The organism is Promicromonospora sp. NPDC023987, assembly GCF_040639055.1.
Classification (GTDB): Bacteria; Actinomycetota; Actinomycetes; order Actinomycetales; family Cellulomonadaceae; genus Promicromonospora.
On record NZ_JBEZZF010000039.1, the window covers coordinates 41732 to 52752 of the forward strand.

Annotated in this window: 9 protein-coding genes; 7 read left to right on the top strand and 2 right to left on the bottom strand. The window is 73.4% G+C overall.

Annotated elements, in window-relative coordinates; genetic code table 11:
* The first annotated feature begins 1 nt into the window (after position 1).
* The 4 genes from AB0F40_RS17380 to AB0F40_RS17395 are packed head-to-tail and all read left to right on the top strand — an operon-like array spanning position 2 to position 4398.
* Positions 2-625, top strand: a complete 624-nt coding sequence (locus AB0F40_RS17380; protein WP_357470046.1) for a DUF4129 domain-containing protein — start codon at positions 2-4, stop codon at positions 623-625.
* The gene (locus AB0F40_RS17385) at positions 622-1911 is read left to right on the top strand and encodes a DUF4350 domain-containing protein (RefSeq protein ID WP_357470049.1); all 1290 of its coding nucleotides are present in this window, start codon (positions 622-624) and stop codon (positions 1909-1911) included. Before AB0F40_RS17380 ends, AB0F40_RS17385 begins: the two co-directional genes overlap by 4 nt.
* Complete coding sequence (locus AB0F40_RS17390; RefSeq protein WP_357470052.1) at positions 1908-3035, top strand: MoxR family ATPase; 1128 nt, start codon at positions 1908-1910, stop codon at positions 3033-3035. The genes AB0F40_RS17385 and AB0F40_RS17390 overlap by 4 nt, the downstream gene beginning before the upstream one ends.
* Positions 3036-3045: 10 nt before the next feature.
* Positions 3046-4398, top strand: coding sequence for a DUF58 domain-containing protein (locus tag AB0F40_RS17395; protein ID WP_357470054.1), 1353 nt, complete (start codon positions 3046-3048; stop codon positions 4396-4398).
* A 7-nt stretch (positions 4399-4405) separates the two neighbouring features.
* Here the strand turns inward: AB0F40_RS17395 and AB0F40_RS17400 are convergent, their stop codons facing one another.
* Both AB0F40_RS17400 and AB0F40_RS17405 read right to left on the bottom strand, forming a co-directional pair.
* Positions 4406-5092 carry a response regulator transcription factor gene (locus AB0F40_RS17400; protein ID WP_357470057.1) on the bottom strand — a complete coding sequence of 229 codons (687 nt, stop codon included), beginning with the start codon at positions 5090-5092 and terminating at the stop codon, positions 4406-4408.
* Positions 5089-6474: a sensor domain-containing protein gene (locus AB0F40_RS17405; RefSeq protein WP_357470060.1), complete on the bottom strand. Its 1386-nt coding sequence runs from the start codon at positions 6472-6474 to the stop codon at positions 5089-5091. Before AB0F40_RS17405 ends, AB0F40_RS17400 begins: the two co-directional genes overlap by 4 nt.
* A gap of 205 nt (positions 6475-6679) precedes the next feature.
* On the opposite strand from AB0F40_RS17405, the gene mtrA reads away from it, so the two are divergent.
* The 3 genes from mtrA to AB0F40_RS17420 are packed head-to-tail and all read left to right on the top strand — an operon-like array spanning position 6680 to position 10844.
* Entirely contained in the window at positions 6680-7360 is a 681-nt protein-coding gene (mtrA, locus tag AB0F40_RS17410; RefSeq protein ID WP_274996175.1) for an MtrAB system response regulator MtrA, read from the top strand.
* Complete coding sequence (gene mtrB, locus AB0F40_RS17415; protein WP_357470064.1) at positions 7360-9114, top strand: MtrAB system histidine kinase MtrB; 1755 nt, start codon at positions 7360-7362, stop codon at positions 9112-9114. Before mtrA ends, mtrB begins: the two co-directional genes overlap by 1 nt.
* The gene (locus AB0F40_RS17420; protein WP_357470067.1) at positions 9114-10844 is read left to right on the top strand and encodes a GerMN domain-containing protein; all 1731 of its coding nucleotides are present in this window, start codon (positions 9114-9116) and stop codon (positions 10842-10844) included. Before mtrB ends, AB0F40_RS17420 begins: the two co-directional genes overlap by 1 nt.
* Positions 10845-11021 lie beyond the last annotated feature (177 nt).

Sequence of the window (11021 nt, forward strand, 5' to 3'; positions counted from 1 at the left end):
GATGAGGGCCGGCCTACCCGTCGTCCCGGACCGGGACACCGCACGTGAGTGGCTCAGCAGCGAGCTGCAGGGCCCCGAGTACGCGGAGCGCGAGTCCCTGCTGTCGCGCCTGATCAGCTGGGTGCTGGACTGGCTGAACGGCATCGACTGGCCCGACACGTCGATGTCGGGGCCCCAGCTCGGAGTGGTCATCGCGGTGGTCGTCGTGGTGGTCCTCGTGCTCGCCTGGCTGGTGGCCGGGCCGGTGCGCCTCGGGCGCAACCGCGCGGGCTCCGCCGAGGTGCTCGACGCCGATGACGCCCGCACCGCCACGCAGATGCGCGCGGCGGCCGACGCCGCCGCGGCGTCGGGCGACTGGCGGACGGCGGCCGTCGAGCGCTTCCGTGCCGTCGTCCGCTCTCTGGAGGAACGCGTGATCATCGACCCGCGGCCCGGCCGCACGGCCCAGGAGGCCGCCGCCGACGCCGGCGCACGCCTGCCCGCTCAGGCCGCCGGCCTGCGCTCGGGCGCCGACCTGTTCGACGGCGTCGAGTACGGCGACCGGGTGGCCACGCAGGGCGACGACGCGGACCTGCGTGCGCTCGACGCCGAGGTCACCGCGGCACGGCCTGGGGTGTCCGCATGACGGTCACGCCCCTGCCTCCGCCACCCGCTCCGACGCCTCCCACAGCGGTCGCCGGTTCGTCGACCGGCCCGGTCGACGAACCGCCCGTCGTGATCGGCGACGACAGCACCGGCCGGTCACGCGCCGCGAGCACCTGGCGCCGGCTGCGCTGGCCGTTGACGGTGCTCGCCGCCATCGCCCTCCTTGTCCTGTTCCTCGCGGTGGTCCGCCCGCCGACGTCGGCCGACCCGTACGCCCCGGACAACCCGGAGGAGAACGGGGGGATGGCCGTCGCCGAGGTCCTGAAGGACCAGGGCGTGCGGATCACTCACGTGACCACGGTCGCCGATGCCGTGGCGGCCGCTGGGCCGGACAGCACCCTCCTGGTCACGCCCAATCCCGGATTCTTCGCCGACGACCAGATCTCGTCACTGAACCGGACGGGCGCCGACCTCGTCGTGCTCGGCGGGGACTACACCATGGTCGCGGCCGTGAGCCGGAACACCCTCGACTCCACGTACGGCGAGACGGACGGCCCCGTGCCGCCGCAGTGCGACGACCCGACGGCGCAGGCCGCCGGCGAGGTGACGCTGCGGCCAGGGCTCTACGACGTGTCGGACGGGGCGGACGGCGACGCCGTGCGCCCGGTGCTGTGCTGGCCCGACGGCCTCGGCGCCTACGCCTACGCGCGGCTGGACTTCCCGGACCGGTCCGTGACCTTGGTCGACGACCCGGCGGTGATCCGCAACGGCACCGTCCTGGACGAGGGCAACGCCGCGCTCGCGCTGCGGATGCTGGGCCAGCACGAGGACCTGGTCTGGCTGGTGCCGAACCCGATGGACGTCAGCACCGGCGACGACGAGCCGACGCCCGCGGAGCGCGGCCAGATCAACCCGATGATGCCGCCCGGATCCGCACCCGTCGCGCTGGTGGTCGTGCTCGCCGCCGTGCTGCTCGCCCTGTGGCGCGTGCGCCGCATGGGTCCGCTCGTCGTCGAGGACCTGCCGGTGCTCGTGCGGTCGTCCGAGGCCACGCGCGGCCGTGCTCGCCTGTACCGGGCAGCCCGCGCCCGTGGGCATGCCGCGGCGGGCCTGCGCGCATCCACGGCCGACCGGATAGCCTCGCGCCTCGGCCTGGCTCGCTCGTCCGACGCCACTTCCGTGGTCGACTCAGTCGTCGCCGCGACCAACCGCCCGTCGCAGCAGGTGGCAGACCTGCTCTACGGCCCACCCCCCGCTGACGACGCCGCGCTCGCCGAGCTCGCGCGCCGACTCGACATCCTGGAGAGCGAGGTCCACCGACCGTGACCGAACCAGCCTTCCCCCACCAGCCCGCCACTCAGCCCGCTGAGCCCATGCCGGCCCAGCAGCCGAGCACCGAGCAGCCCGCGGCACCGGGTCCGCAGAGCGCACCGCCGACGGACCGGCCCGTGGCCGAGCAGGCCCCGGCCCGGCCGGCCGCGGCCGAGCCGCCCGCCCCGTCGCAGGAGCTGCGTGCCGCACTGGCGGCGGTCCGTACGGAGGTGGGCAAGGCCGTCGTCGGGCAGGATGCGGCAGTGACCAGCCTGCTCATCGCTCTGCTGTGCCAGGGGCACGTGCTCCTGGAGGGCGTTCCGGGTGTCGCGAAGACGCTCCTGGTGCGCACCCTGGCGGCAGCGCTGAAGCTGGACACCAAGCGCGTCCAGTTCACGCCCGACCTCATGCCGGGTGACGTCACGGGTTCGCTCGTCTACGACGCGCGCACCGCCGAGTTCTCGTTCCGCGAGGGCCCCGTGTTCACCAACCTGGTGCTGGCGGACGAGATCAACCGCACGCCCCCCAAGACCCAGGCATCCCTCCTGGAGGCGATGGAGGAGCGCCAGGTGTCGGTGGACGGCACGCCCCGGCTGCTGCCCGACCCCTTCATGGTGATCGCCACGCAGAACCCCGTCGAGTACGAGGGCACCTACTCGCTGCCCGAGGCCCAGCTCGACCGGTTCCTGCTCAAGCTCGTGCTGCCCCTGCCCGAGCGCGACCAGGAGGTGGAGGTCCTCGCCCGGCACGCCGCAGGGTTCGACCCGCGCGACCTGGCCGCCGCCGGCGTCACCCCCGTGGCCGACGCCGACATCCTGGAGCGCGCCCGTGCCGAGGTGGCCCGGGTCCAGGTGTCGCGCGAGGTGCTCGGGTACGCCGTGGACGTGTGCCGCGCGACCCGCTTCTCGCCGTCGCTCTCGCTCGGCGTCTCGCCGCGTGGCGCTACCGCGTTGCTGCGCACCGCGCGGGCCTGGGCGTGGCTTTCCGGGCGGTCCTTCGTGACCCCCGACGACATCAAGGCGCTCGCCCACCCGACGCTGCGGCACCGCGTGCAGCTGCGCGCGGAGGCCGAGCTCGAGGGTGTCACCGCCGAGGGCGTGCTGGACACGGTGCTGGCCTCCGTGCCCGTGCCGCGCTGAGGCCGCGTCCATGGTCGTGACGTGGCGGGCTGCTGCCCTGATGGGGCTCGGCGTGGTCCCCGTGCTGCTCCTGCCCGCGAACGGGACGGTGCTGGTGTGGGCGGTGGTGGTGGTCCTGGTGTGCGCTGTCGACATCGTGCTGGCCGCCTCCCCGCGGCGGGTGGCGGTGCAGCGGCGGGTACCCGGTTCCGTGCGGCTGCGCGCCGAGGCGACGAGCGAGCTGGTGCTCCGTAACGCTTCCGGACGGCGGCTGCGCGCCGTGGTCCGGGACGCCTGGGGGCCGTCGGCGGGTGCGGGACCGGGGCGGGGCAGGTCGGAGCGGGTGCGCCCGGCGTCAGGCGGGTCCGGGCGTCACCATGTGAACCTGCCCGACGGCGAGGCAGCGCGTCTGCCCACCACGCTCGTGCCGACCCGGCGGGGCGACCGGACGGCGGGCGGGGTGACCATCCGCAGCCTCGGGCCGCTGGGCCTGGCGGGTCGCCAGGTCACGCTGCCGGTGCCGGGCCGCCTGCGCGTGCTGCCGGAGTTCGCGAGCCGCAAGCACCTGCCGTCGCGCCTGGCGCGGCTGCGGGAGATGGACGGTCGCGCGGCGGTGCAGATCCGCGGCGAGGGCACCGAGTTCGACTCCCTGCGGGAGTACGTGGTGGGCGACGACGTCCGCTCGATCGACTGGCGCGCCACCGCACGCCGGCGCGAGGTCGTGGTGCGCACCTGGCGGCCGGAGCGGGACCGGCGGGTGATGATCGTGCTCGACACCGGGCGGACGTCCGCGGCCCGGGTGGGTGCGGCGGACTCGACGGGCGCGCCCCGGCTGGACTCCAGCATCGAGGCGGCGCTGCTGCTCGCGGCGCTGGCGGGCCACGCGGGCGACCGGGTGGAGCTCGTGGCGTTCGACCGCACCGTCCGGTCCCGCGTGGTGGGCGCGGCCGGGCCGCGGCTCATGCCCGCGATGGCGGAGTCGCTGGCTACCGTCGAGCCGGTGCTCCTGGAGACGGACTGGCCGGGCGTGGTGACGCAGGTGCGGACCCGCATGACGCAGCGCGCGCTCGTGGTGCTGCTCACGACCCTCGACCCTGCGGCGGTGGAGAACGGCCTGCTGCCCGTGGTGGACCAGCTCGCCCGGAACCACACGGTGGTCGTCGCGTCCGTCGCGGACGAGGAGGTGGCCGGGCTGCGGGCCGGACGCGAGACGGTCACCGAGGTCTACGACGCGGCGGCTGCCGCGCGGGGAGACCTGGAACGCACCGCCGTCACGACGATGCTGCGCCGCTACGGGGCCGACGTCGTCGAGGCGCTGCCGGACGACCTGGCGCCGCGCCTGGCGGACGAGTATCTGGCGCTCAAGGCGGCGGGCCGGCTCTGACCGGACCTCACGCCCCCAGGTGGCGGAGCACCGCCAGGACGCGGCGATGGTCGGCGGCGTCCTGCGGGAGGTCCAGCTTGGTGAAGATCGCCGCAACGTTCTTCTCGACCGCCCCGTACGACAGGTGCAGCAGCTCGGCGATCGCCCCGTTGGACCGGCCCTGGGCCATGAGGCCCAGCACCTCGCGCTCCCGAGCCGACAGGCGCTCCAGGTCGTCGTCCTGCCGGGCGGACCCCATGAGCTGGGAGACGACCTCGGGGTCGAGCACAGTCGCGCCACCGGCCACCCGGCCGAGTGCGTCGACGAAGTCACCGACGTCGGCCACCCGGTCCTTGAGGAGGTACCCGACGCCACGCGCGTCGCCGGCCAGCAGCCGGCTCGCGTACCGGGTCTCGACGTACTGCGAGAACAGCAGCACCGGCAGCCGTGGGTGCCGGGTCCGCAGGCCCAGCACCGCGCGCAGCCCCTCGTCGGTGAAGCTGGGCGGCATCCGGATGTCGGCGACGACCACGTCGGGCAGCGCCTCCTCGCGGACGAGGCGCGCGACCTCCCGCTCCAGAGCCTCACCGTCGCCGACGGTGGCGACGGTGTGGCCGCGCCGCGTCAGGAGAGCGGCGAGGCCGTCGCGCAGGATCGCCGAGTCCTCGGCAAGGAGCACCCGCAGGCTCGAGGGCGGGCCGTCCGGCCCGGTCATGCACGGCTCGACGGGTTGGTGGCTGGCAGGATCACGGTCACTACCGTAGGCCCACCGGCCGGGCTGGACAGGTCGAGCGTGCCGTCGACGGAGTACACCAGCCCGGCCAGCCCCGCCAAGCCGGAGCGCCGGCCGGGGCCCCCGGGGCGCACCACGCCCGCGCCACCGCGGCCGTCGTCGCGCACCCGGATGCGGACCGCGTCGGCGACGGGCTCGACCTGGACGGACACCTCGCCGGCGCGGGCGTGCGTGGCGGCGTTGGCGACCAGCTCGGCGACGGTGGAGTAGACGATCGACTCCAGGGCCGGAGCCAGGCGGCCGTCCGCCTCCAGGCCAGGATCCACGGACACGCTGACCGGCAGCGTCGAGCGTGCGGCCAGCGTCCCGAGCGCCACGGTGAGACCGCTGTCGAGGGCGGGCGGGTGGATGTCCCGCGCCAGCTCGCGCAGCTCCGCGAGCGCTTCCTTGGCGGACGAGTGGGCGGTGTCGAGCAGGTCGGCGGCCTGGTGCGGGTCGCCGCCGTCGGCGAGCTGCTCGCGCGCCTCACCGAGCTGCATGGCTACGGAGACGAGGCGGGCCTGCGTGCCGTCGTGCAGGTCACGTTCGATGCTGCGCAGGCGCGCGTCGGCGTGGTCCACCGTGCCCGTGCGCGACCGCTCCAGCTCGGCGACGCGCAGGCTCGCCCGGGTGGGGCCCAGCAGGCCGTGCGAGAGCGCGCGGAAGATCATCGCGAACATCCGCGTGATCCACGGCCAGCACAGGAGCAGCATCAGGCCGACCACCGCGGCCAGTGCGAGGCGCGGGGGCGTGTCCACGAAGTAGGCGTCGCCGAAGGCCGCGCCACGGTGCAGCTCTCCGTCGGTCCCGAGCTCCGCCGGCAGGAACCGGTACCAGTACCAGTAGGTGAGGCCGCCCAGCCCGGCGCCGAGGAACGTGCTGCTCGTGACGAACGACACGATGGACAGGGGCAGGGCGATGAGCACGAAGAGCAGCGCACGCCAGGCGGAGGCGTCGGAGAGCATGGACCCGACGGTCCGCCAGAAGCCGCGGGGCCGGACGTAGGGCGCCGGCGCCGCGATGTCGGCGTCGAGCAGCTCATGGGCCAGGCCGCGGTAGGCCGCACCCCAGCCGCGCGCGGCGAGCACGGCGGCGCCGGCCGCGACCAGCCCGACCACCGTGACGGCGACGCCTGCGGTGAGGCTCACCGCGAAGACCGCGTAGGCGAAGGCGAACGGCGTGAGCAGGAGGACGAGCGCGAGGTAGCCCTGCTCCCGCCAGGTGCGGCTCGCGAACGGGGCGGTGAGGAAGCGCGGGCCCGGACGGGCGGTCCCACCGGGGGCGGCGGTGCCGGCCACGAGCCGGTCGGCGGTCAGGGAGGTCATGGTCCAAGGTTCGGGCCTGGCCGGGCGCCCGCGACAGGGTGCCGACCGCCGGGTTCGACCGGGGGCTGTCCCCCAGGAGGGGCCGGTCCGGACCTGGTCGCACCCGGGCAACCCGGGACGCTACGGGCGGGTGAACTCGCAGTAAACGGGCAGCACACGGCGGGCAAGGCCGAGTTTGCTGGACCAGCCTGGCACACTGGAGGACATGAAGGTACGAGTTCTCGTCGTCGACGACGACACAGCACTGGCGGAGATGATCGGCATCGTCCTCAAGGGCGAGGGGATCGACGCCGTGTTCTGTGCCGACGGTGACTCCGCGCTGGGGATGTTCCGCACCCACCAGCCGGACCTTGTGCTGCTCGATCTCATGCTCCCCGGCAAGGACGGCGTGCAGGTCTGCCGCGAGATCCGCGCCGAGTCAGGTGTGCCGATCATCATGCTGACGGCCAAGTCCGACACGCTCGACGTCGTGGTGGGACTGGAGTCCGGCGCCGACGACTACGTGTCCAAGCCGTTCAAGCCCAAGGAGCTCGTGGCCCGGATCAAGGCCCGCATGCGCCGCAGCGAGGACCCGGGCCCGGAGCGCCTCGTCGTCGGCGACGTCGAGATCGACGTCACCGGCCACACCGTCATGCGGGACGGCGAGCGCATCGCGCTCACCCCGCTGGAGTTCGACCTGCTCGTGGCGCTGGCCCGCAAGCCGTGGCAGGTGTTCACGCGGGAGGTGCTGCTGGAGCGCGTCTGGGGCTACCGGCACAGCGCCGACACGCGTCTCGTCAACGTCCACGTCCAGCGCCTGCGCTCCAAGATCGAACGTGACCCGGAGAACCCGGAGATCGTCCTCACGGTGCGCGGCGTCGGTTACAAGGCGGGCGCGACACGCTGATGTCGCACGGCCTGGTCACGCGGCTGCGCCGGGTGGGGGCCCGGGCCCGGGTGGTCGCTGTCCGGTCCACCCGTCGCGCGATCGCGCAGTGGCGCTCCTCCCTGCAGCTGCGGGTCGTCACCACGGCGCTCGCCATCGGGTTCGCGGCGATCGCGGTCCTGGGGCTGTACCTGTCGACGTCGGTCCGCGACGGCATCTACGAGCAGCGGCTCGCCGCCATCGACCGGGAGGCCGCCGCGTTGACTGCGCAGGTGTCGCGGAACTTCTCGGAGACCCAGACGACGTCGGACGGCGAGCTGCAGGTCCTGCTGAACGACACCATCGCGACGCTCGGGGCCGCGAGCGGTTCCACCGCGGCCGAGTACTTCCTGCTGCAGGAGGAGGACGGCACCGCCCAGGTCGCCAACGTGGCCTCGCGAGCCGACCTGACGGACCTGCTCATCACCAACGAGCTGCGCGAGGCGAACATCGCCTCCGACGACGACCAGGTGCTGCAGGCGGTGGGCATCCCGTCCCGGGACGACGGCGGCATGGTCAGCCCGGGCGTCATCGTGGGCTCAACGGTCCAGGCGGCGCCCGATGCCAGGTACGAGATCTACTACCTCTACTCCCTGGAGCCCGAGCAGGAGACGCTGTCGTTCGTGCACCGTGTGCTGCTAGCGGGTGGCTTCGGCATGCTGGCGCTGCTCGGCGTCGTCACTTGGACCATGGCCAGGCAGACGGTGACGCCGGTGACCCGGGCCGCCACGGTGGCGGAGCGGCTCGCCGAGGGGCACCTGTCCGAGCGGATGCCGGGCGCCCGCGGCACGGACGAGATGGCGAGCCTCGCGCGCTCGTTCAACGAGATGGCCGGGAGCCTGCAGGACCAGATCCTGCGGATGGAGGAGCTGTCCGCCATGCAGCGCCGGTTCGTGTCCGACGTGTCGCACGAGCTGCGCACGCCGCTCACCACCATCCGCATGGCGAGCGAGATCATCCACGAGTCGCGGCAGCAGATGGACGAGGACGCGGCGCGCTCAGCTGAGCTGCTCCTCGGACAGATCGACCGGTTCGAGTCGCTCCTGTCGGACCTGCTGGAGATCAGCCGGTTCGACGCCGGCGCCGCCGTCCTCGACGCCGAGCGCCGCGACCTGCGTGACCTCGTCATGTCGGTGGTCGAGCAGGCCGCCCCCCTCGCGAACAGCAAGGACGTCCGGGTCTCGGTGCGGCTGCCCGACGCCGACGCGGCCGCGGACTTCGACCCGCGCCGTATCGAGCGGATCCTGCGCAACCTCGTGGTCAACGCGATCGAGCACGCCGAGGAGCGGCCGGTCGAGGTGACCGTCGCCGAGGACGACCGCGCCGTCGCCGTCGTGGTGCGCGACTACGGCGTCGGCATGACCAAGCAGGAGGTCGAGCACGTCTTCGACCGCTTCTGGCGAGCCGACCCGGCACGTGCCCGCACCACCGGCGGCTCCGGCCTGGGCCTGGCCATCGCCCTCGAGGACGCGCGCCTGCACGCGGGGCGCCTCGACGCGTGGGGCCGACCAGGGCAGGGCGCGAGCTTCCGGCTCACACTGCCCCGCAGCGCCGGCGTGCAGGTGGGCGAACCGCCGGTGACCCTGGCGCCCGCCTCGCACGAGCCCGGGCTCCGCACCGGCCAGATCCCCGTGGTCAATCCGCCCACCGGCCCCACACCCACGGCGATCCCCGACCTGTCCGATCCCGAGGGCGCCGTGGGACTGCCCGCTACCGACGACGTGGAGGTGCACTGATGCGCAACGGGAAGAACTTCGTGGCCGCCGTCGTCAGCCTTGCCTGCGTCGTCGCGCTCGGGGCCTGCGCCCAGATCCCGACGTCCGGCGCCGTACGCGTGGGTACCGCCGACGTGGACCAGCAGGTCGACATCGCGATGCTCCCGCAGGGGCCCAACCTCGGCGCCGACCCACGTTCGATCGTCTCGGGATTCCTGGGCGCGGCCGTCGCCGCCACGACGTCACCGAAGGAGTTCCAGACCGCACGTGAGTTCCTGACCAACGACGTCGCGGTCAAGTGGGACCCGGAGGCATCGGTGCGCGTGGTCCGCGAGCCACCCGTGCCGAAGCCGCTGGAGAGCACCGTAGAGATCGAGGACGCCGAGACGGTGAAGGTCGCCGTACGCGCGACGGCCATCGCCACCCTCGACAGCGCGGGCGCGTACACGGAGGTGAGTGACCCGCGGGAGCTGGACTACAAGTTCACCCTCACCAGGTCGGGCGGAGAATGGCGTATCTCCGCGCTCGACAACGGCGTGCTGGTACCAGCCAACCTGTTCGCCAACCAGTACCGCGCGACCCGGCTGTTCTTCCCCGCCGAGGACGACATGGAGAGCCTCGTGCCCGACTTGCGCTGGTTCCCGCGGCAGTACTGGCGGCGCATGGCGGTCGAGGAGCTGCTCGCCGGCCCGCCCGAGTGGCTGCAGGGAGCCACCCAGTCCCTGGTGCCGGACGGCACCCAGCTCGCGTCGCCCTCGATCAGCGAGGCGGACGACGGCAAACCCGTCGCCGTCCGCCTCACCGAGCAGATCGGCAAGGCCCCCGCCGCCCAGCGGTCGGTGATCGCGGAGCAGATCTCCGCGACCCTCTCCGAGGGCGCCGGACGCCCCGTGTCCATCGACCTGTTCAACGAGACCAGCCGCCTCGCGGTCGAGGACGCCGACGTCGATCTGCCGGCGACCACGGCCCAGCCGATGGCGCTGAAGGACGGCCAGCTGCACCTCATCGATGACGGCCGGGTCGTCGAGCACGAGCTGCCGGTGGACCTGTCGGGGATCGATCCGACGGCGCTCGCGGTCAGCCCGGTGACCACGCCGATCGTGGTGCGGGACGGTACCGACCGGATAGTGAGCATCTCGCCCGACAGCGAGAGCGGGCCGGTGCCGATGCTGGAGGGTCCGGACCTGGCGGCGCCGTCGATCGACAACCTCGGTACCACCTGGACCAGCGGCAGCGACGGGGAGCTGCGCGTGTACACCGCGGCGCTCGAAGAGTTCACTGTGAAACCGGACTGGCTGAAGGGTCGCAAGGTGGTCAGTGTGTCCGTGGCGCCGGAGGGCTCGCGGATAGCGATCGTCAGCAAGACACCGACGGGCACGCAGGTGCAGGTGGCAGGCATCGTGCGGGACAACGAGGGGACTCCGGTCGACCTCGCGAAGACGCCGCTGGCGGTCGGCGCACCGGTCGACGACGTCGTCGAGGCACGCTGGTCCGGGCTCACCTCGCTCGCGCTCCTGACGCGGGACAGCGAGGGAAACTCGGGCATCTGGACCGCCGGCGTCGGCGGGCAGGCCGGTACCGGCGGCCAGTCGACGAAGCTGTCGGGGCTCACGGACGTGGCGCAGATGGCGGCGGGCGTGACCGACGAGGGGATCCTGGTGATCACCGAGGACGGCGACCTGGAGCACGAGGAGACCGGCGTCTGGCAGCCGCTGGCCGAGGACGTCGACCTGGTGGCGTACCCGGGCTGACCTGCTCTCGGGTCGAGCTTGTCTCGGCGGACGAGCCTGTCTCGGGGGTCGAGCTTGTCTCGGGGGTCGAGCTTGTCTCGGGGGTCGCACCTCGAGATCGGCGTGGGTGGGCTGGTCCTGCTGCGGCACGAGCTCACCAACGACGGCCCGGCCGCGGTGGACGTGCACTGGCTCGAG

Coding starts and splice junctions, on each gene's coding strand:
- AB0F40_RS17420 (WP_357470067.1), top strand. CDS start 9,114: ATGCGCAACGGGAAGAACTTCGTGGCCGCCGTCGTCAGCCTTGCCTGC.
- mtrB (WP_357470064.1), top strand. CDS start 7,360: ATGTCGCACGGCCTGGTCACGCGGCTGCGCCGGGTGGGGGCCCGGGCC.
- AB0F40_RS17405 (WP_357470060.1), bottom strand. CDS start 6,474: ATGACCTCCCTGACCGCCGACCGGCTCGTGGCCGGCACCGCCGCCCCC.
- AB0F40_RS17385 (WP_357470049.1), top strand. CDS start 622: ATGACGGTCACGCCCCTGCCTCCGCCACCCGCTCCGACGCCTCCCACA.
- AB0F40_RS17380 (WP_357470046.1), top strand. CDS start 2: ATGAGGGCCGGCCTACCCGTCGTCCCGGACCGGGACACCGCACGTGAG.
- AB0F40_RS17395 (WP_357470054.1), top strand. CDS start 3,046: ATGGTCGTGACGTGGCGGGCTGCTGCCCTGATGGGGCTCGGCGTGGTC.
- mtrA (WP_274996175.1), top strand. CDS start 6,680: ATGAAGGTACGAGTTCTCGTCGTCGACGACGACACAGCACTGGCGGAG.
- AB0F40_RS17400 (WP_357470057.1), bottom strand. CDS start 5,092: ATGACCGGGCCGGACGGCCCGCCCTCGAGCCTGCGGGTGCTCCTTGCC.